Origin of the sequence: Streptomyces sp. NPDC047525 (genome assembly GCF_040643025.1) — a bacterium.
GTDB lineage: Bacteria > Actinomycetota > Actinomycetes > Streptomycetales > Streptomycetaceae > Streptomyces > Streptomyces durmitorensis.
Window position 1 is genome coordinate 520,475 of sequence record NZ_JBEYTL010000001.1, and the last position, 19,801, is coordinate 540,275.

16 protein-coding genes are annotated in these 19,801 nt (G+C 70.8%); 6 read left to right on the forward strand and 10 right to left on the reverse strand.

The window, feature by feature from the left end:
- Positions 1–198 precede the first annotated feature (198 nt).
- Positions 199–1,266 (forward strand): YncE family protein, encoded by a 1,068-nt coding sequence (locus ABZ833_RS02505; protein WP_361039967.1) that lies wholly within the window; start codon positions 199–201, stop codon positions 1,264–1,266.
- 122 nt (positions 1,267–1,388) lie between these two features.
- On the opposite strand, the gene ABZ833_RS02510 is transcribed toward ABZ833_RS02505, so the two are convergent.
- The gene (locus tag ABZ833_RS02510; protein ID WP_361039970.1) at positions 1,389–2,684 is read right to left on the reverse strand and encodes an MFS transporter; all 1,296 of its coding nucleotides are present in this window, start codon (positions 2,682–2,684) and stop codon (positions 1,389–1,391) included.
- A gap of 109 nt (positions 2,685–2,793) precedes the next feature.
- Here ABZ833_RS02510 and ABZ833_RS02515 point away from each other — a divergent pair, with 109 nt between their 5' ends.
- Entirely contained in the window at positions 2,794–4,113 is a 1,320-nt protein-coding gene (locus tag ABZ833_RS02515) for an aminotransferase class I/II-fold pyridoxal phosphate-dependent enzyme (protein ID WP_361039973.1), read from the forward strand.
- Between the two features lie 90 nt (positions 4,114–4,203).
- Positions 4,204–4,743: a GNAT family N-acetyltransferase gene (locus ABZ833_RS02520; protein WP_361039976.1), complete on the forward strand. Its 540-nt coding sequence runs from the start codon at positions 4,204–4,206 to the stop codon at positions 4,741–4,743.
- 12 nt (positions 4,744–4,755) lie between these two features.
- On the opposite strand, the gene cynS is transcribed toward ABZ833_RS02520, so the two are convergent.
- Positions 4,756–5,226, reverse strand: a complete 471-nt coding sequence (gene cynS, locus ABZ833_RS02525; protein ID WP_361039978.1) for a cyanase — start codon at positions 5,224–5,226, stop codon at positions 4,756–4,758.
- A gap of 76 nt (positions 5,227–5,302) precedes the next feature.
- Entirely contained in the window at positions 5,303–5,905 is a 603-nt protein-coding gene (locus ABZ833_RS02530) for a carbonic anhydrase (RefSeq protein WP_361039981.1), read from the reverse strand.
- 124 nt (positions 5,906–6,029) lie between these two features.
- On the opposite strand from ABZ833_RS02530, the gene cynR reads away from it, so the two are divergent.
- Positions 6,030–6,917: a transcriptional regulator CynR gene (gene cynR, locus ABZ833_RS02535; RefSeq protein WP_361039984.1), complete on the forward strand. Its 888-nt coding sequence runs from the start codon at positions 6,030–6,032 to the stop codon at positions 6,915–6,917.
- Here cynR and ABZ833_RS02540 read toward each other — a convergent pair.
- A complete protein-coding gene (locus ABZ833_RS02540; RefSeq protein WP_361039986.1) occupies positions 6,895–7,740 on the reverse strand; it encodes an aldo/keto reductase in 846 nt (281 codons plus the stop codon). The two genes, cynR and ABZ833_RS02540, sit on opposite strands and share 23 nt — an antisense overlap.
- Positions 7,741–7,935: 195 nt before the next feature.
- On the opposite strand from ABZ833_RS02540, the gene ABZ833_RS02545 reads away from it, so the two are divergent.
- The gene (locus tag ABZ833_RS02545; protein ID WP_361039989.1) at positions 7,936–9,048 is read left to right on the forward strand and encodes a hypothetical protein; all 1,113 of its coding nucleotides are present in this window, start codon (positions 7,936–7,938) and stop codon (positions 9,046–9,048) included.
- A gap of 28 nt (positions 9,049–9,076) precedes the next feature.
- Here the strand turns inward: ABZ833_RS02545 and ABZ833_RS02550 are convergent, their stop codons facing one another.
- The 3 genes from ABZ833_RS02550 to ABZ833_RS02560 form a co-directional block, all read right to left on the reverse strand.
- Entirely contained in the window at positions 9,077–9,886 is an 810-nt protein-coding gene (locus tag ABZ833_RS02550; protein WP_361039992.1) for an SDR family oxidoreductase, read from the reverse strand.
- Between the two features lie 111 nt (positions 9,887–9,997).
- Positions 9,998–11,476, reverse strand: coding sequence for an esterase (locus ABZ833_RS02555; protein ID WP_361039994.1), 1,479 nt, complete (start codon positions 11,474–11,476; stop codon positions 9,998–10,000).
- A gap of 140 nt (positions 11,477–11,616) precedes the next feature.
- On the reverse strand, positions 11,617–13,398 hold the full coding sequence (locus tag ABZ833_RS02560; protein ID WP_361039997.1) for a carbamoyltransferase C-terminal domain-containing protein: 1,782 nt from the start codon (positions 13,396–13,398) through the stop codon (positions 11,617–11,619).
- 113 nt (positions 13,399–13,511) lie between these two features.
- On the opposite strand from ABZ833_RS02560, the gene ABZ833_RS02565 reads away from it, so the two are divergent.
- Positions 13,512–13,958, forward strand: a complete 447-nt coding sequence (locus ABZ833_RS02565; RefSeq protein ID WP_361040001.1) for a hypothetical protein — start codon at positions 13,512–13,514, stop codon at positions 13,956–13,958.
- 6 nt (positions 13,959–13,964) lie between these two features.
- Here ABZ833_RS02565 and ABZ833_RS02570 read toward each other — a convergent pair whose 3' ends face one another.
- From ABZ833_RS02570 to ABZ833_RS02580, 3 genes are read right to left on the reverse strand one after another with little or no spacing between them, the layout of a single operon-like run.
- Positions 13,965–15,932 carry an aminotransferase class I/II-fold pyridoxal phosphate-dependent enzyme gene (locus ABZ833_RS02570; protein WP_361040003.1) on the reverse strand — a complete coding sequence of 656 codons (1,968 nt, stop codon included), beginning with the start codon at positions 15,930–15,932 and terminating at the stop codon, positions 13,965–13,967.
- A gap of 1 nt (position 15,933) precedes the next feature.
- Complete coding sequence (locus ABZ833_RS02575) at positions 15,934–16,926, reverse strand: NAD(P)-dependent oxidoreductase (protein ID WP_361040006.1); 993 nt, start codon at positions 16,924–16,926, stop codon at positions 15,934–15,936.
- Positions 16,927–16,940: 14 nt separating this feature from the next.
- Complete coding sequence (locus tag ABZ833_RS02580; protein WP_361040009.1) at positions 16,941–19,685, reverse strand: non-ribosomal peptide synthetase; 2,745 nt, start codon at positions 19,683–19,685, stop codon at positions 16,941–16,943.
- Positions 19,686–19,801 lie beyond the last annotated feature (116 nt).

Consider the following 19,801-nt stretch of genomic DNA (forward strand, 5'->3'; position numbering starts at 1 on the left):
GCCGATCCATTCCGGCCGCCGCATCCTCCCAACTGCCCTATGTGGCTGAGGGTTTGCCCTCGCCTCCCCCCTAGGGGTCGTAGGGTCGGATGTGGCGGGCGCCACACAATTCAAGGTGCGTGACTTAGGTTAGGCTAAGCTAAGTTATCGAGTGCTCGCCTCTTCCGGAGGCGCCTCTGTCAAGGAGACTGACGCAGCATGACCTCACTCACCTGCCGCATCCGCCGTACCGCCGCAGTCGCCGTGGCCCTCGCCGCGGGCAGCGCGCTGGCCCTGACCGGCACCGCGTCCGCGCAGCCCGGCCAGACCACCGGCAAAGCGTCCGGCTCGACCGTCGAGTCCGCGCCGCTCGTGAAGGGGCTCTACCAGTCCGCGTACTCCGAGCGGAACAACGTGCTGTGGGCCACCTCCGCGGTGGGCCGACCGCCCGTCACCACCTCCAGCCTCCTGAAGGTCGACCCGCGCACGCTGAAGGTGAAGGCCACCTACACGCCTCCGGTCACCAATGCCGAGACCGGCGCCGTCGAGGCCGTCTACGGAGTCGCCGTCGACGACGAGCACAACACCGTCTGGACGACGAACACCCGTGACAACTCCGTCGCCGTCTACGACCAGCGCACCGGCAAGCACCTCGCCTCGCTGCCCGGCGTGAACCACGCCCGCGAGGTCGTCGTGGACGCCAAGCACAACACGGCGTGGGCGAGCAGCTTCGGCGACGGCACCGTCGTCGCCTTCGACACCCGCACCCTCAAGGAGAAGAAGCGCGTCACGGTCGAGGGATCGAGCCCGACCGGCCTCGCGGTGAACGCACGGACCGGCGCCGCCTATGCGGCCGATCTCAACGGCGACCGCATCATCGAGATCACCCGGAAAAGCGAGAGCCCCCGCCTCATTCCCACCGGTGACGGCCCGATCTCCATCGCGCTCTCCAAGGACGGCCGCACCGCCTACACCGCCGACCAGGCCGCCGGCGGCCTCTCCGTCGTCGACCTCAAAAAGGGCACCGTCACGAAGTCCGTGCCGACCGGCGCGGGCGCCCTGTCCGTCGCCGCCGACCGGCGCTCGGGCAACGTCCTGGTCGCCAACCGGACCCCCGGCACCGTCACGGTCGTCGACCCCGCCAAGGGCACCGTCGTGGAGACCCTGGCCACCGGCGCCAACCCCAACCACGTCCAGGTGACGGACGGTACGGCGTTCGTGGTCGACAAGTCCGGCACCGGCCCCGAGGGCCAGGACCAGGCGCACCGCATCCGCATCGGCCGCTGAGGCTCATGGCCGCCGGGACTTACGGCCCCTGAGTCTCAAGCCACTCCGCACCTCCCCGAGTCCGGCCCGCCACGCACCAGTGGCGGGCCGGACGCCGTCGCGGGTCGGTTCCCGGTGCCTGGCTACGAGCCGAGCCGCTGGCCCCGTTCGCGCAGCGCGCCGCGCGCATCCGCGGGGCCGCCCGGCCGGCGCAGCCTCGTACGTACGAGATGGCTCTGCGCCGCGACGGTCGCGATCACGCCCGCGCCGAGCAGCGGCCAGGCGAGGGGCCCCGCGGCGATCACGGCGGTGACCAGGAGCGGTCCCCCGCTGCGCTGGGCGGACGAGGAGAGACCGTGCACCCCGAGGTAGGCACCCTGGGCGTCGTCGGGGGCGAGCGCGATGGAGAGCTCCCAGGACGCGATGGCGTGCAGGATCTCCGCGAAGGTGAACGCGATCGCCGCGGCCACCAGAGCCGTGACGGTCAGCCAGATGCCACCGGCCACCGAGGCGGCCATGGCGGCGCAGCCGACGACGAAGCAGGCGGCGAGGGGCACGAGGAGGCCGCGGGCCTTGTCCGGCGTGCTCCCGAAGCGGGACAGCGGGACCTGGCAGCAGACCACGAGCACGCAGTTGAGGACCATGAGCAGCGGCGCGAGACCGTGCGGGGCGTCGGTGGCGTGGACGATCCACAGGGGCATGCCGACCTGGAGCACCGCGTCGTCGAGGAAGAGTGCCGCCTCGGTGGCGGTGAAAAGCAGGTAGGGGCGGTCGCGCCAGGGACTGGACGGCCGGGCCTGCGGGGCCGGGGCCGTGGAGTCCGTGACCACCCGGGAGGGGGAAGGCGGTTCGGCGCAGCGCAGGGTGAGGGCCGCCGCGGCGAGGAAGCTGAGCACGTTGCCGATGAGCAGGGCCTGGTAGGCATGGGTGGTGCCGACGGCGAGGGCGAGCGCACCGGCCAGGCCGCCGATGGCCCAGCCCGCGTTGGAGACGGAGCGCTGCACGGCTTGGTACTTGGTGCGGTCCGGGCCCGCGATGCGGGCGGCGTACAGCTTGGTGAGGACGTTGGCTCCGCGGTCGGCGAGGCTGCTGAAGGCCGAGTAGACAAGGAGCAGGGAGAAGTTGTCCGTGGTCAGCAGCGCCAACAGGGCGATGGACTGCTGGACTTGGGCACCGATGATGACGCGGGTGACGGGGAAGCGGTCGGCGAGGTGGCCCGCGAGCGGGGCGCCCGCGATGCCGACGGCCCCCGAGACGCCCATGAGCACACCGACCTCGGTGACGGAGAGCCCGGTGACCAGAGTGAAGTAGAGGGCCGCCGCCCCCATCCAGAGGCCGGTGCCCACCTTGTTGATCAGTGCGATCCAGAGCATGCGGCGGCCGTCGATGCCCCCTGGTATGCGTGCGTACAGCGCGGCCCGCCTGCGACTGAGGCTCACCACTCCCCCTTGGCTTGCGATGTGACTGACGTGCGATGCGACCGGCCGTGGCGTGACTCCGCCATGTCCGGCTTGACTCCTTGTTTTGTACTGATACATACTGGCTTACGTGGCAGCACAATATGCGATCAGTGGGGCGACCGCCAAGGGAATCACCTCGTCGGTCGAACAGGCCGTGACCGAGGGCGGCTTGGCGCCGGGCGACGCGCTGCCTCCGGTGCGCAGGCTCGCCGACGATCTCGGGGTCAGCGCGGGGACGGTCGCGACGGCCTACAAGGAGCTCCGGCAGCGCGGGATCGTCGTGACGCGCGGGCGCGGCGGCACGGTGGTGGCCCAGGCTCCGGCGGTCGGGACGCGCCGCCCGCCGAAGGTGCCGCAAGGGGTGCGCGATCTGGCGGGCGGGCATCCGGATCCGGCGCTGCTTCCGGTGCTCCTTCCGCCCGACCGGGTGGACCCCGTCAGCGGTTCGCACCGCGGTTCACCGCGCCGTGCGGGACTCGAGGAGCTGGCCCGCGAGTGGTTCGCACGGGACGGCGTGCCGGACGGCCGGGTGACCTTCGCGCACGGGGCGCTCGACTGCATGGCGCGGCTGCTGTCCGTGGAACTGAAGCCGGGCGACGCGGTGGCCGTGGAGGACCCCGGTTTCCACCATCTCCTCGACCTGGTACCGGCGTTGGGCCTTCGCATGGTGCCGGTGGCGGTGGACGACGAGGGGATCAGGCCCGATGCGTTGCGCGGTGCGCTGCGGGCCGGGGTCAGGGCCCTGGTGTGCAGCCCTCGCGGACAGAACCCGATGGGCGGCTGCTTCTCGGAGGCACGGCGGGACGCCCTGCTCGAAGTCCTCGGCGGCTTCCCTGACGTGCTGGTCGTCGAGGACGATCACAACGCGGACGTCGCAGGGCCGCCCGCCTACTCGCTGGCCGCCGGCGGGCTCGCACGCTGGGCCCAGGCGCGGACCGTGTCCAAGCATCTGAGCGTCGACCTGCGGTGGGCGGCACTGGCGTGCGACGCCACCACGCTGGCCCGGCACGAGGGGCGGATGCTGCTCACTTCGGGGTGGGTCAGTCACGTACTGCAGGAGACGGTCGAGCGCACGATGGCCGATCCCGCCGCGCGAGCGCTGGTGGGGCGGGCCGAGCGCGCCTACACCGAGCGGCGCCTGGCGCTGATCGGGGAACTCGCGCGGCGCGGGATCCCGGCGCGCGGGGCGAGCGGAATGAACGTGTGGGTGCCGGTGCGGGACGAGTCCGCGGTGGTCAACGGACTGCGCTCGCGGGGGTGGTGGGTGGCCGCGGGGTCACGCTTCCGTATCGCCACGCCCACCGCCGTACGGATCACCACGGCCATGCTGGAGGTGACGGACACGGCGCCGCTCGCCTCGGACTTCGCCGCGGTGCTCGGCGAGTCCGAGGCCACGTACGGGGGTTGATTCCGCGGCGGGCGGGACAATGGACGCGGCGTCCACCGTCCCGCTTTTCCATGATCCACTCCCCCGAGTTCCGCTCCCCCGAGGTGCCCGATGATCAGCTGGCGTCGACTCGACGAACCGGACTTCCCTCTGCTGCGGCGGTGGCTGGAGCAGCCGCACGTCGCGCGCTGGTGGAACCACGAGACGTCACCCGAGGCCGTGGAGCGCGACTTCGGCCCGGCGGCCCGCGGGGAGGAGGCGTCGGAGGACCTGCTCATGCTGCTCGACGGCGAACCGTTCGGCCTCGTCCAGCGCTACCGCTTCGCCGACTACCCCGAGTACGGCGCCGAGTTGGACGGCCAGGTGGAGATCCCCCAGGGCGCCATGTCCATCGACTACCTCATCGGGGACCCCCTCCGGGTCGGCCGAGGGCTCGGCACGCGCATGATCCGGGCGATCGTCGAGGCCACCTGGACCGACCGCCCCGATGCCACCGCGGTGCTCGTCCCCGTGCATGCGGGCAATCACGCGTCCTGGCGCATCCTGGAGAAGGCGGGCCTGCGGCGGGTCGCCGAGGTGTCGCTGGAACCGGACAACCCCATCGACGACCGCGCCCACTACCTCTACCGGATCGACCGCCCTACGGCCTGATGTGACGCCGCCTCAGAAGGGCTTGGTCGGCAGGTACTTGCCGTCCAGGGTGATGACGGCGCGCTCCCCGCCCTCGGGGTCGGCGACCTTCTTCACGTCAAGCCTGAAGTTGATCGCGCTGATGATGCCGTCGCCGAACTCCTCGTGGACCAGGGCCTTGAGCGTGGTGCCGTAGACCTGGAGCATTTCGTAGAAGCGGTAGATGGTCGGGTCGGTGGGGATCCCGCCGGGGATGGAACCACGCGTCGGGATGGTCTGGAGCAGCGTCGCCGCGTCGGCGTCCAGGCCGAGGAGCTCGGCGACGGCCTGCGCGGCCGGTTCCGGCAGGGCGTGCTGCCCGAGCACGGCGGCGGTGACGAAGGCGACCGAGTAGCCGGTGACGTCGGCCATCTGCTGCCAGGACAGATCCTTGCGCACCTTGGCCTCGACGGCGGTGACGGCCAGGGCCTGGCGGGCGGCGGGGTCGAACTGGGCTTGCGTCATGGGAAGACTTCCTTACGTGGTTGACGTGACGGGCGTGATGAGGGTGAGGGGCGTGACGGGCGTCGTCGCGTGGTCGTCAGGCGCGGACGGCGGCGGCGTCGAGTTCCTCGACCGTGCCGGTGGGGATGTCGTAGACCCAGCCGTGCAGCGCGAGCGTGCCCCGGAGCAGGGCGCGGGCCACCGAGGGGTGGGTGGCGAGGTTCGCCAGCTGGGCCCGCACGTTCTCCCGTACGAGGTCGGCCAGCAGTTCCGTACCCGGCTCGGCGGAGGCCTCGGCACCGGCCCTGGCCCGGGAGGCGTCCGCGTGGCGCAGCCAGTCGGCGACGGCGGGCAGGCCGCCCAGGTCGTGCTGTTCGGCGAGGGCGGTCATCGCTCCGCAGGCGGAGTGCCCGCAGACGACGATGTCCGACACACCGAGGACGGCGACGGCGTACTCGATCCCGGCCGCCACACCGTCCGAGCCAGGTGCGTAGGCGGGCACGAGGTTGCCCGCGGTCCGGATGACGAACAGCTCACCCGGCTCGCTCTGGGTGAGCAGCTCCGGCACCACCCGGGCGTCGGAGCAGCTGATGAAGAGCGTCGTCGGCGCGTGGCTGTCCGCGAGGTGGGTGAAGAGGTCGGCCTTCGCCGGAAAGACGTCGCGCCGAAAACGCGCGACACCTTCGGTGAGGTCCTGCATGGTCACTCCCTTCGGTGGCATCGGCCCCGGTAGGGCTGACGAGATCCACCATGCATGACCTGGACCTATAGCGTCCAAGACGTAATAGCCATACCTTCCATCGATGCCATCTATAGTTGTGGTCATGGCCTTGGAACTGCGTCACCTGCGCTATCTGCTCGCCGTCTCCGAGCACGGCAACTTCACCCGCGCCGCCGAAGACCTGCGCATCTCCCAGCCGACCCTCTCCCAGCAGATCAAGCAGCTGGAGAAGTCACTGGGCGTCCAGCTCCTGGACCGCACCGGCCGCAGTGTGCGCCTGACCGACGCCGGGGAGGCCTACGTCCCCTACGCGCGCCGCGCCCTGCGCGACCTCGCCGCGGCCGAACGCGCCGTCCTCGACGTACAGGACCTGACCCGTGGCCACCTGCGTCTTGCGATGACCCCGACGTTCACGGCCTACCTCATCGGTCCGCTCATCGCCCGGTTCCACGCCCGCCATCCGGCGATCAGCCTCGACGTGCGCGAGATGAACCAGGACGGCATCGAGGCCGCGCTGCTCGCAGACGAACTCGACCTGGGGATCGCCTTCAGCGCAGACCACCTTCCCGGCATCACCGGAACGGCGCTGTTCACCGAGACCCTCGGCCTCGTCGTGGGGACCCGCCACCCGCACACGGGACGCGACGAGCCGCTGCCCGTGCGGGAGATGACCGACGGTCTCGAACTGGCCCTGCTCAGTGGCGACTTCGCCACGCGCGGTCACATCGACGCCTATCTCGCCGCACACCACGTGCGGCCGCGCATCAGCGTGGAAGCCAACTCGATCAACGCCCTGACGGAGATCGTCCACCGCACCGGCCTGGCCACGGTCCTGCCCGACGCGCTCACCCGCGACCACCCCCACCTGCACCCCGTACCGCTCACCCCCGCACTGCCCGCCCGCACGGTGGTTCTCCTGCGCCGCGACAGCGCCTACACCAGTGCCGCGGCGCAGGCGCTGACCCGGCTCATCCGGCAGTGGGAAGCGTGATCCCGTCGAGGCGCTCGCGCTGCTCGTCGCTCAGCCGCAGGTCCCCCGCGGCGACGTTCTCCGCCAGGTGGTCGAGTGAGGCGGTGCCCGGAATCGGCAGCACGACGGGTGAACGGTCGAGCAGCCACGCCAGCGCGACCTGCGCCGCGGTGGCGTCGAGTTCGGCCGCCACGGCCGCGATCTCGGCTGTCGCTGTCGAGGCCGCCGGGTGGACGGGCCGCCAGGGCAGGAAGGCGATCCCGGCCGCGTCACAGGCGTCGAGCACGGCCTCGTGCTCGCGATCGAGCAGGCTGTAGCGGTTCTGCACGCTCGCCACGTCGATGATCCGCCGCGCCTCGTCGAGTTCGTCGACGGTGACCTCGGACAGGCCGATATGGCCGATCCTGCCGTCGAGTTGGAACTCCCGCAGCGTGCCGAGCTGGTCGGCGAGCGGGACCTTCGGATCGAGACGGTGCATCTGGAGCAGCCCGATCCGCTCGACGCGAAGCCTGCGCAGGGCCTGCTCGACCTGCTCACGCAGGAACTCCGGCCGTCCGTTGACCGGGGCCTCTTCGCCGGGCTGCGGCTTCTCGATGGCGACCTTGGTCGCGATGAGCAGGTCGTCCGGATAGGGATGCAAGGCCTCGACCAGGAGTTCCTCGTTGGCGCCCCAGCCGTACATGAACGCCGTGTCGATCAGCGTGATGCCCAGTTCGACGGCCCGCCGAGCCACCGCGACGGAGGCCTCCCTGGCCGCCCCGGCCTCGGTCGCGAGGCGCATCGCCCCGAACCCGATCCGGCGCACGCCGATTTCACCGCCGATGCGGAAGGTGCTCGATGTCATGTGTCGCGTCCACCCCTCAGTCGACGCGCCACGTTACCGGCGAACATCACCGCATCGCCCCCGAATAACTCCGCGCGGCCTGACCCGAATTGCGCATCCCCGTGCATTGACGGCTCACCTCGCCCGGTTCAGGGTGTTGCCTCCGGCAAGCGTCCGACAAGACCTCAAGACATGACCTCAAGAAGGGCTCCCTTCATGCGAAGACGCGTCTTTGTCCGTGGACTGGCCGTCACCGGCGCGGGGTTGGCCCTGCCCGTGCCCTTGGCGGGCGCCGCCCCCATGCGGCCCGCCACCGACAGCACCGCGGCCTGGCAGCAGGTCGCAGCCCCGGCCGGGCAGGAGGCCGCCCACCTGCTCGCGGTCGCCGCCGCGAGCCCCGAACGCGCCTGGACGGTGGGCGAACAGGGGCGCAACGGAAGCAGCGTCGGCACTCCGCTCGCCCTCAGCTGGAACGGCTCCGCCTGGTCACTGACCGACCTCTCCCACCTGACGTACCGCGGTGGTCTGCGCGCGGTCGCCGCCGGTCCGGACGGCGCGGCGTGGGCCATCGGCACGAACACAGCGGGCCACGATCAGCTCCTGGCGTGGGACGGCACGACCTGGCGCGAGGCGGACTTCCCCGGCCGGGGTGAGCCGGGCACGCGGCTGACCGGTGTCGCGTCCGCGCCCGGCGGCCGGTTCTGGGTGTCGGGGCGGCACGGTGACCGCGCCGGGCTGATGCGCGGCGACGGCACGACGTGGCGCTGGTGCAGGCCGCTGCCGGACGAGGCCGCGCCCACGCCGTCCGGCGTCCACGTGACACCCGGCGGTGAGGTGTGGGTCCACGGCGACATCATCGCCCGCTGGGACGGCGCCTGGACGGTGGTGCCCCGCACGCTCGGCATCCGCGCCTCGGTGACCGGACTGCTCCCGGTCGCGCACGACGACATCTGGCTCACCGGATTCGCGTACGGCGTGGGCGGGCCGCCCGGCAAACCGCCCGGCGTCACGCTGGAGCACTGGGACGGCGCCCGGTGGACCAGCGTCAAGTCGCCTTTCACCGTGGGTCTGTTGAGCGGCATCACGGCGGACGCCGCAGGACGGCCCGACCGGATCTCCGGCTGGGACTTCTGGGACCAGAAGCGCGCCCACTATCTGCGCTGGGACGGCACGGCCTGGATCAGTGAACGCGGGCCGGAGACGCCATCCACCTATCTGCCCCAGGGCATCGCCCCGATCCCCGGCACCGACGGCGGCTACTGGTCGGTGGGCACGACGTCATCCTCGCCGTTCCCACCCGCCCAGCTCCGCGTGGAACGCTTCGGCTGACCCCGACCGGTTCTCCCCGCCCGGTCCGCTAGGCGCGCGGCGCGATGCTGAAGTCGAACGCGGAGGTTCCGGGGTCCACCGCCGTCACCCCGCCGTCGATGGTCAGCGTCGCGCCGTTGACGAAGGAGGCGGCGGGCGAGAGCAGCCAGGTGATCGCCTCGGCGACCTCCTCCGGCTCACCCGGACGGCCGACGGGGACGAGCCGCGTCGCCTCCTCGTACGCGGCGTCGGCGCTGCCGTCCCCCAGTCCTGCCTCCTCGGCGAAGCGCGTCATCCTCCGGTCGGCCATCTCGGTCCGCACCCAGCTGGGACACACGGTGTTGGCGCGCAGCCCTGCCTTGCCGTAGTCGACGGCGAGGGAGCGGCACAGCTGGAGGAGCGCCGCCTTGGACGTCGCGTACGCCGCGTTGGCCACGCCGTTGCGCAGGGCGGCGACCGAGGCGACCGCGACCACCGAGCCGCGCGCCTCAAGGAGGTGGGGAAGCGCGGCCCGCAGAAGCAGGAAAGGCCCGGTGAGGTTGGTGCGCATCACGGCCTCCCAGTCCTCGTCGGAGAGGTCGCCGACCGCTCCGCTGCGCCCGACCCCGGCGTTGAGCACGAGCCCGTCGATGCGGCCGTAGGCTTCCATGGCCGCATCGACGAGGCCCGCGACCTCCGCGGGGTCTCCCGCGTCGGCGGGGTGGGCCAGTGCCCCGGTCTCCTCGGCGACGCGGTGCAGCGGCTCGGGACGCCGCCCGGAGACGACCACGCGGTGCCCGGCCGCACGCAGCTGCCGGGCCGTGGCGGCGCCGATGCCCGTTCCGCCGCCCGTGACGACGACAACTCGGCTCTCTGTCATGCTTGTTCAGCCTCCGAACGCAGTCGTGAGCACATGACCGTGATCATACGTAGGCCGCTCACGACCACGTCCGGATGGCCTGCCGCAAGGCCCGCTACGGACCCTCGGCTCTTACTCGTCGATCGCCGCGCCGAACGCCGCGGCCGTGCCCGGCGCACCGAGCGACTCGGCGCCGTACGTCCAGGAGCCCGACGCGGTGACGCCTCCCGTCCCGGCGGACAGGACCCACACCACTCCGTCCCCGGCGTTCTCGCCGGGCGCGGCGGCAAGCAGGCCGAAGCGGCCGTCGCGGTTCGGGTCCGTCAGGCGCACCTGGGCACCCCACTTGTCGCCCTTCTCGGCCACTCCGGGGATGTCAGCGGAGTTCTGGTCCCAGGACTTGGCGCCGATCCCCGTCAGGCCCTCGTGCGCACCGCGCAGCACCCATGCCGCTCCGGCGTCCGCGACGGTGCCGATGTCCTCGCCCGGTGCGCCGATCGCGACGTCCGCGAAGCCGTCGCCGTTCGTGTCCGCCACGGACAGATCGGCGCCCCAGCCGTCACCGCGCTCGGCGGTGCCCGGCACGTCCGAGCTGTCCTGCGTCCACCACTTGGCCTCGTCCTTGAGGCCGTCCGCGTCGCCGTAGCGGACGCCCACCAGGCCGCCGGTCATCGTCTCGCCCCCGTCGTCGGGGGAGTTGGGCTCGCCGGTCACCAAGTCGTCGTAGCCGTCGTTGTTGATGTCGCCGGACGCGGCCACGGGGCCGCCGCGCAGATCCTGCTCGTACGCGAGGCCGTCGGCGTTCCCCGAGAAGTGCGCGGACCAGCCGTGCCCCGGCTCGTCACCCACGGAGACGCCGGACACGACGAGATCCGCGTAGCCGTTGTCGTCGTAGTCGCCGGTGGTCAGCGACTTCGGCAGGATGTCGCGTCCGTCGGCCGCAGCGGACAGCCGCTCGGTCGCCTGCCGCTTCAGCGGGGCCCGCCCATCGGCCTGCGGCGCGGCGTCGTACGCGAAGAGCTCCAGGTCGTCACGGTCCAGTACGGCGAGCACGTCGCCCGGCGTCTCGCCGGTGAAGTGCGCCGCGGCCAGACTGAGGCCGAACTGCTCACCCTTGGTGGGCTCCTGGGTCTCCAGCCAGTCGCTCGCCTCCCCGCTGAGGCCCTGCTTCGAGCCCCACAGGATCGCGACACCACCGGCGTCCACCGTGTCGCCGATGTCCTCGCCGGGGATGCCGACGATCGCGTCGTCGAAGCCGTCCCCGTCCAGGTCGCCGGTGGCGACGGCCTTCCCGAAGCCGTCACCCGCCTCGGCGGCGCCCGCGACGCCGGCCGTCGACTGGCTGAACCGGGCGACGGAGGTGGTGCCTATGCCACTGGACGAGCCGTACTGGGCGGTGACGAGACCGGCGCCCTTCTGGCCGCTGACCGTCGCCCCTGGGGCTCCGACCAGCACGTCCTCATATCCGTCGCCGTTGAAGTCACTGTTGCGGTCGTTGGCGTGCGTACCCCCGGGGGTGCCTGCCACAGCGGAGGGGGCGGCAGCGATGCACGCCCCGGTGAGAAGGAGGAACGAGGCCGCGGCGAGGGCGGCCGAACGGTTCTTGCGCACGAGCGGCTCCTGTGAAGGAAAGTGGCCGGGCAGGCGCGAGGGTGTCCGGAAAGGGCCCGTTCCTTGTCCGGCGCCCTGTTCGACACCGCATGGGGCACAAGGGTTGTACGCGGCCTTCGATTCAAGGGACCGGCCCCGGCTCAGCCGCTCTTCTTGGTGACCACGAACCGGTCGATGACCAGGCAGTCGATCTCGGTGGCGAGGAAGCACTCCAGCGCGTCTCGCGGTGAGCAGACGATGGGCTCACCGGCCACGTTGAAGGAGGTGTTGAGGAGGCAGGGCACGTCCGTCCGCGCCGTGAAGGCGCGCAGCAGCTCCGCGAGGGCGGGATTCTGCCGCTCGTCGACGGTCTGGACCCGCGCCGTGCCGTCGACGTGACAGGCACCGGGGATCCGCTCCTGGAACTCCTTGCGCACCGGGAAGACGAACGTCATGTACGGGGACGAGGTCTTCTTGCCCATCTCGAAGACGCGGGGAGCCTCGGATTCGAGGACGACGGGCGCGAACGGGCGGAAGGGCTCCCGGTGTTTCACCCGGAGGTTGATGATGTCCTTGATGTCGGGGTGGGCCGGGTTGGCGAGGATGCTGCGGTTGCCCAGGGCGCGCGGTCCGAACTCGGCGCGGCCCTGGAACCACCCCACGACGTTCTTCCCCGCAAGGAGTTGCGCCGTCCTCTCGGCGACCGCGGAGGTGTCGGGCTCCTCCTGCCACTCGACGCGGTCGGCGTACTGTGCCAGTGCGTCGAGGATCTGCCGCTCGTCGTACGAGGGGCCCAGGTACGGCGTGGTGACCGCGTCCGCGGGCCGGTTCCTGAGGCCGGTGGCGTACACGGCCGCGCCGATGGCGACACCGGGGTCGCTGGCCCCGAAGCTGACCTCCATGCCGGTGAACGAGGACCGCTCCAGCATCTTCGTGCTGGCCACGCAGTTGAGCGCCAGACCGCCCTCGAAGAGCAAGGTGTCGAGGCTCGATGCGGCGGTCAGGGCCCGCAGTTGATGAGCGGTGACGGCCTCGACCATGTGCTGGGCCAGACCGGCCACCTTGACCCGGAAGTCGAACTCCTCGCGCTTCTCGCTGTCGCCGCCGAACAGGTCGTCGAACAGCGCGTAGTAGGCGCCGATCTCACTGGGGATCGACAGGGTGTACGAGCCGTTCTCGTGCAGCCTCACCACGTGTTCCAGCAGCGGGTTGTGCTGCGGCGGCGGGCCGTAGGCGGCCAGGCCCATCACCTTGTACTCGTCGTTGTTGGGGACGAACCCCAGGTAGCGGGTGATCCTTCCGTAGGCCACGCCGAGTGAGCTGGCCATGTCGACGGTGCTCTCGTCGAAGAGACGGACCACCCCGTCGCGCAGCTCACCCATGACGGAGGAGAGGGTCTCGGCCCGGCCGTCGCTCACCAGGAAGGCCGCGTCGCCCCCGCCCGCCAGATAGGCGCCGCACATGAGGTGAGCCAGGTGATGGGGCACCAGGGCCAGCTTGTTGGGGTCAAGGGCGTGGCCGGTGCGCCGGACGAAGTCGCCGTACACCGCCTCGCGGCTGAGCATGTCGGTGTAGAGCTCACCCGTGCGCCGCAGGGCGTCGAACTTGGCCGCGACCGGCATGTCGGCGCCGGTTATCCGCGCGATCATCTCCTCGGCCACGGTCGGCGAAAAGCGCCAGGGGAAGGCGACGACGTCCACCTGGTCGAGTCCGACACCGGCGGATTCCAGGCACCAACTGATCGCGTTCGCCGGGAAATCCGAGGTCTTCTTGACCCGGCTCAGCTGTTCCTCCTCGACTGCGGCGACCACCTCGCCGTCGATGGTCAGAGCGGCCGCGGCGTCGTGACCCACCAGGAGATTGCGGCCGACTCCGGTCGCCCCGTAGAGACGTCCGAAAAGCTCCGCACCCCTGGTGAATCCGTTGTAACCGAGCACGATCACAGGCGTTCATCCTCCTCATAGGGTCAATTGCACTGAAGGAACTGCCACTTGACGCGCGCACACGTCAGTTAGGGTGCCATCGACGCACACCGAAGACCGAAAGGAACCGCTTCATGGGCAGCCATTCATCCGCCGATCTTCCGCTGACCAGCACGGTCGTCGCCGAAGGGTTCGACCGCTGGAGCCCTCCGCTGCACAAGGAATTCGAGAACAACACCCATAACGGATGCATCGGCCAGTCGCTGGTGAAAGAGACCGAATCGGCGCGTGTCTGGGAGACCCATCTCCAGCCGGGAGAGCGTATTCCCGTTCACCGGCACGTACTTGATTACTCGTGGACCGCCCTCACCGATGGCAGGGCCCGCCAGCACGCGAGTGACGGCAGCAGCCGCGAAATAGCATACGTGCGCGGGCAGACCCAGTATTTCAGTTTCTCCAGCGGGCAATACCACCTCCATGACCTGAAGAACATCGGCGACGACGTCCTGTCGTTCGTGGTCGTCGAGATCAAGGACGGGGCGAACGAACCCCTTCCGTCGGATGACACCGTCGGCTCCTGATCCGGCTCACACGGCGGCGGAGAACGCCGCGAGCAGCGCGTCGTTCGCGCGCCGGTTGCCGATGGAGACACGGCAGGTGCCGGGGATGAGGAACCCGACGTCGGCGACCACGATCCCCGCGTCGTGCAGCTGCTCCATGACGCGCTCGTGCTTGTGGAGCCGCACCAGCAGGAAGTTGGCATCCGAAGGGAACACCCGCTCCACAGCGGGGTGTTCGGCCAGTATCCGGGCCATCCGGTCGCGCTCGGCCCGGATGTGCCGGATGCTGGCCAGCACCCGCCGCGCGCCGATCAGCCGATCCCGTACGGCGCTCTGCGACGCGTCGGTGAACCCGAAGGGCACCTGCACCCGCCGCAGGGCGTCGATGATGCCGGGCTGCGCCAGGGCGATCCCACAGCGGGCACCGGCCAACCCCCATGCCTTCGAGAGGGTTCTGAGCACGATGAGGTTGTCGTGCTCGGCGACAAGACCGGCGTACGAGGGCTTCTCGCTGAACTCGACATAGGCCTCGTCGATCACGACAAGGCCGCGTGTGCCGGTGACAAGGGCCCGCACCTGCGCCGGATCGAGCCTGGTCCCGACCGGGTTGTTCGGATCGCACAGGATGGTCACCCGCGGATCGGCCGCCAGGATCCGCTCGGTGTCGAGCTCGGACAGGTCGTCGCCGCGCAGGGGCACCTCGACCAGAGGCAGGCGCAGCAGTCGGGCGAAGTGGGCGTAGAGCGGGAAGGTGGGCGGCGTGACGCACACGCTCTCACCGGGCGAGGCAAGGGCCGCCAGGAGCAGCATGACGCCGTCGACCGATCCGCTGGAGAACAGCAGGTGGTCCGGGGTCAGCGCTCCGGTGTCCTCGTGGCCGGGCAGCCCGGAGATCGTGGACAAGTACGTCTCGGCGAGCTCCGCCGTGTCGAGGTGGGGGTATTGGCCCGCGGTGCCCAGGAACGGATTGGTGTTGCTCGACAGGTCGATGGTGTCGAACCTCGGCTGATGGCGGGCGCGTGCCGGCCCCGGGACCGGCACGGTCGTGACGGGAGGAGCGGCGAAACGCGACAGCGCCGACTCCCCCGGAGCTTCCTCCCGGGCCGTGAGGCCTTCGGCACGCAGCCAGTGGTCGAGCGGGACGAACAGGTCGGCTCCGTGACGGCGCATGTCTCGGGCCTCCCCCGGGCCGAGATGGACCCAGTGCAGGCCGGAGCGCCGGGCGTCGAGGCAGAGCCCGTACAGGGCCGTCGCGTGGAGGTCGCTGTCCGCGGCGGGATCGTCGGGGTCGGCGGCCTGCGTCAGGTGGTAGAGCCCCCGGCCGTTGTGGGACCTGACCGTGAGCGCCACGTGGACCGCGCTGTCCCCCCGACGGCGCACGAGCATCTCCGTGCGCTCCGCGAGGACACCGCCCGCGAGTGCGTCGAGGGCCTCGGCGCCGTACGGGTTGTGGCCGCCCCCGTGCCGCTCGGCGCGGCGGCGGTGGAGTTCCACGAAGGCGTCGCGCGCCCAGGGCGCCCCGCCGAGCTCGCTCAGGCGGATCCGCTCCCAGGTGAGGTCACGGGAGAGCGCCGCGTGGCTGCGCCGGAGGGCGCGCTGCCCGCGGCCGCCGACGCGGGCGCGCAGGAGCTCGTCCACGTCCCCGGTCAGGCGGACGACGCACTCGGCCCCGGCGGCGACGGGGACGAAGCCGGCCGACCGCAGCGCGCCGGGGTCGTCGGTGCGGCGGACGTGGGGCACCAGGATCTGGGGCACGTCCAGTGCCTCCGCGCGGCGCACGAGCTCATCGACCGTGTGGGCCGTGGGAGCGGGGCCGGTCGGGTGGTACAGGGCCGCGCCGCCGACCAAGGTGGGGCGTTCAAGGACGGCGGGGTCCAAGGCGCTCAACGCGTCGTCGCCCGCGCCCAGTTGGGCCAGTGGGCCCACCGGTTCGCGGGAACCGAGGGCGGCGCTCAGCACTCGCTGGAGCGCCTCTGCATCTGTGGGTCCGCGCATGCTAGTGCCCCGCCCTTTGCTCAGCCGCCTGCTCGTCGACGTACACGTCGGTGACATGCGCGTCGGTGACATGCGCGTCGATACGGTCGCGGTACTCCTCGAACAGCTCGGCCAAGGTGCGGGCGATGCCGGCCCTCCAGCCGACGGAACAGTCGCCGATCAGCCCCCGGCGGACCTCGTGGTCGAAGATCGCCGTCTCCCGGCTGAAGTCGCTGCGGTCCAACTCGAGCGGCACACCGGTGAGTTCGGACATGTACTCCAGCAGGTCGGTCATGCCGACCTCCTCGTCCCCGCCCCAGTTCACCACCCGCGCGGGCGTCCCCGCCACGCCCCACAACAGCGGCACCTGCCGGACGAGGTCATCGGTGTGCAGCAGGTTGCAGTAGTTCTGTCCCTGGCGGGGCACCGCACACGGCTGCCCCTTCCGCATCTGCTTGAACAAGATCATGGGTACGCCGCCGTGGCCGTACGGGCCGTAGGCGATGTTGAGCCGGGCGATCACCGTCGGCAGTCCGAGCGCTTCGGCAAGGCCCCGCGCCACCCCTTCGGCGGCGAGCTTGCCGACGGGGTAGGTCGGCAGCCACGGCACCGCTCCGCCCACGGCGTCGCCCTCGCGGTACCGGTGGGTGCTGTCGGCCCGGTTGTAGACCACCCCGGACGAGACGTACAAGAACGCCTCGGCGCCGGAGCAGTGGGTCATCAGCCGTGCGGTGCCCGCGGCGTTGATCCGCGCGGTCTCCGCGAAGTCCTGGCCGTCTCCGCGGTGCACCGCCGAGTGCAGGACGTGGGTGAAGTCGCCGGGCAGCTCCCCCAGTTCGTCGGTGGCCATGTCCCAGGTGAAGGTGCGGGCGCCCATCTCCTCCAGGGCCTTGCGTGCGGCCGGGTCGCCGAACCGGCCCAGGCACCACACCTCGTTGTCCGGGGCGAGCGCCTCGGCGACGGGCATCGCGACCTGACCGGTCCCACCCGTGACGAGAATCTTCTTGCCTTGCATTCCTGTGTCCGTCCTTAACCGAGCGCGCGGGTCAGTTCGTGCCGCAGCGTTGCCTGGAAGGTCTGCACGTGCTGCGGGCTCATCAGGGTGTAGTGCTCGCCGTCGACCTCGATGTACCGGTTGGTGTTGCGGGTGAAGTCGTCCCAGTGGCGCAGCTGGTCGTCCAGCCACTCCTGTTTGGTGCCCTTGAGCGGCGTGCAGTAGAAGACGCGTACGGCGTCGACCGACCCGGAGGGTTCGTAGGTGCGGCCCAGGTGCACCATGTTCTGCGCCAGGTGCACCCAGGTGGTGAACCGCTCGACGGTGAGGTCCAGTTCGATCAGGCGCCGCTTGGGCGCGTGGTCGACCAGGTAGGCCAGCTGGTCCGCTTCGGGCAGGGGGCGCAGGGTGGCGGTGAGGCCTTCGATGTCGGCGGCGGCGATCAGCTCCAGGAACAGCGCCAGGTTGATCGCGCCGTCGGTGAAGGTGATCTCGTTCATGCGCCCGGAGATGCTCGGCGGCAGGTTGAAGACACCCACGAACCTGACCTCGTCGCCATCGGCCTCAAGGCGTTTGGCGATCTCGAAGGCGACCGCTCCGCCGTAGGAGTAGCCGGCCACGGCGTACGGGCCGCTCGGCTGGGCCCGGCGGATCGCCGCCACATAGGTGGTGACCATGTCGTCGAACGACGCGAAGTGGCTCTCGCCCTGCCCGAACCCACGGGCCCGCAACGCGTGGAACGGCCGCTCACCGGTGAAGTACTTGGCGAGATTGACGAACACGAGCACCTCCCCCAGGCCGGGGTGGACGCAGAACAGCGGCGTTCCATCCCCGGTGACCTGGAGGGGCACCAGCGGGTCGTAGGCAGAGTCTCCGTCGGCACTCCGTGCGGCGGTCAGGCGCCGGGCCAGGGCGCGCACGCTGGGGGCCTGAAGGAGCGTGGACATCGGCACGTCGTCGATGCCGAACTCGGTCTGTATCTCCAGTTTGAGCCGCAGCACGTCCAGCGAGGTGCCGCCCAGGTCGAAGAAGCTGGCGGTCGTCGGGACCTTCCCGGTGTTCAGGACGCGTGCGTAGACGTCGGCCAGGGTGATCTCGACGTCGCCCTCCGGAGCCACGTAACCACCGAGGAAGCGGGAGGTCACCGCGTCCGACCTGCGGACGGCCTCGTCCAGGGCGCCGGCCTCGACGGCCCCGCGCAGCCGCGACCGCTGGATCTTGCCGAGGTTGCCGCGGGGGATCTCCGCCTCGTCGACGGGCAGGATCAGCTGGGGCCTAAAGCCCCAGTGCATCACCGTGGAGCTGCGGATCGCCACGAGGGCGCGGTACACGGCCGAGTCGTCGGACGGGTCGCCCGCGGGGACGAACGCGACGGCGAGCTGTTCGGAGTCGGCGCCGTCGGGCCGGATCGGGAAGGCCGCTACCTGCCCGCGCTTCACCCCGTCCAGTTCGTCGAGGACCGCTTCCAGGTCGTGGCTGTAGTAGTTGACGCCGTTGACGATGACGGAGTCCTTGGTCCGGCCGACCAGCGTCAACCGGCCCTCGGCATCGAGGCATCCCAGGTCGCCGGTGCGGAACCAGCCGTCGGGGGTGAACGCCTGGGCGGTGGCCCGGTCGTCGCCGAAATAGCCGTCGGTGACCATCGTGCCGCGCAGCTGCACCTCCCCCGATCCGCCCGTCGTGGACCGGTCGGCGGCGGTGGAGGCCAGCACGGTGCCGTTGCCGTCGACGATGCGGATGTGCAGTCCTCGTACGGGACGGCCCAGCGGAGGGAACTCCGTCTCCAGGTCACGGGTGGTGAATTCACGGTTGAACACGCTGCCCGCGCACGTCTCGGTCATCCCGAACGCGGGCACGATGACGTCGTGGCGCAGTCCGTACGGGGAGAGCGCGTCCAGGAAGGTCCGGACGGTGCCGGTCACGGTGGCCTCGCCGCCGGAAATGATGTGCCGCACCTGCGAGAGGTCCAACTCCTGTGGTGGTACGGGGCGTTGAGTGAGAGCCTGGTTGATCTGCCCGAACAGGAAGTTGGGCGTGAACGTCACTCGCACCCGGTGGGCCGCGAGCAGCCGGAGGAATTCGACGGGGTCCGCGAGGACCGTGGCCGGAGTCGCCATGACCTGATCGGCGCCGTTGAACATCGGCAGCAGGTTCGCCTCGATCGCCGCTATGTGGTCGGCCGATATCCAGTTCAGCGACGTGTCGTCGGGCCCCAGATCCAGCGCCCCGGCCTTCCCCGCCTGCGCCGCGAGGAGGTTGGCGTGGGTGAGCCTGACCGCCTTGCTCGATCCGGTGGACCCGGAGGTGAGCATCAGTACGGCGAGATCGTCCGGGGCGGGCGCGGGGAGCTGGTCCTGCTCGGCGGAGGCATGGCTCAACTCCTCGGCCGTCACCGCCCGCAGGCCGGTGTCGGGCAGGTCGCCGAGGGTCTCCTTGGACGCGATCACCAAAGGGTCGTCCAGGAGCGTGCGCAGGTGTTCCAGCTGCGCACGCCATCGGGACGGGTCGGCCGGCGGCGCGACCGGGCAGGGCACGACACCGGCCAGGACGCAGCCCCAGAAGGCGCGGAAGAAGGTCTCGGGATCATGGGCGCACACCAGCACCCGTTCACCCGGGGACGTGCCGTGGTCGCGCAGCCCTTGGGCGATGCGGCAGGCGCACTCGCGCAAGTCGGCGTACGAAAGGAACGAGCCGCCGATGAAAGTGATGCCTCGGGATGCGTCCCGGGCCGCGCGCTCGAGCAGTTGGGGGAGCGTCGAAGCATGAGGTTGGTCCGGCATGGGAGTGACGACCTCCGATCAGAGAAAAGCACCATGGCTGAGAATCGGCTCAGGCCGGACGCGAGTTGGCGCCCCAAGATGTGTGCCGAGCTCGGAATTTCTCGCAGATCCAGAAT

Coding starts and splice junctions, on each gene's coding strand:
- ABZ833_RS02565 (WP_361040001.1), top strand. CDS start 13,512: ATGGGCAGCCATTCATCCGCCGATCTTCCGCTGACCAGCACGGTCGTC.
- ABZ833_RS02505 (WP_361039967.1), top strand. CDS start 199: ATGACCTCACTCACCTGCCGCATCCGCCGTACCGCCGCAGTCGCCGTG.
- ABZ833_RS02580 (WP_361040009.1), bottom strand. CDS start 19,685: ATGCCGGACCAACCTCATGCTTCGACGCTCCCCCAACTGCTCGAGCGC.
- ABZ833_RS02545 (WP_361039989.1), top strand. CDS start 7,936: ATGCGAAGACGCGTCTTTGTCCGTGGACTGGCCGTCACCGGCGCGGGG.
- cynS (WP_361039978.1), bottom strand. CDS start 5,226: ATGACGCAAGCCCAGTTCGACCCCGCCGCCCGCCAGGCCCTGGCCGTC.
- ABZ833_RS02570 (WP_361040003.1), bottom strand. CDS start 15,932: ATGCGCGGACCCACAGATGCAGAGGCGCTCCAGCGAGTGCTGAGCGCC.
- ABZ833_RS02530 (WP_361039981.1), bottom strand. CDS start 5,905: ATGCAGGACCTCACCGAAGGTGTCGCGCGTTTTCGGCGCGACGTCTTT.
- ABZ833_RS02575 (WP_361040006.1), bottom strand. CDS start 16,926: ATGCAAGGCAAGAAGATTCTCGTCACGGGTGGGACCGGTCAGGTCGCG.
- ABZ833_RS02520 (WP_361039976.1), top strand. CDS start 4,204: ATGATCAGCTGGCGTCGACTCGACGAACCGGACTTCCCTCTGCTGCGG.
- ABZ833_RS02540 (WP_361039986.1), bottom strand. CDS start 7,740: ATGACATCGAGCACCTTCCGCATCGGCGGTGAAATCGGCGTGCGCCGG.
- cynR (WP_361039984.1), top strand. CDS start 6,030: ATGGCCTTGGAACTGCGTCACCTGCGCTATCTGCTCGCCGTCTCCGAG.
- ABZ833_RS02550 (WP_361039992.1), bottom strand. CDS start 9,886: ATGACAGAGAGCCGAGTTGTCGTCGTCACGGGCGGCGGAACGGGCATC.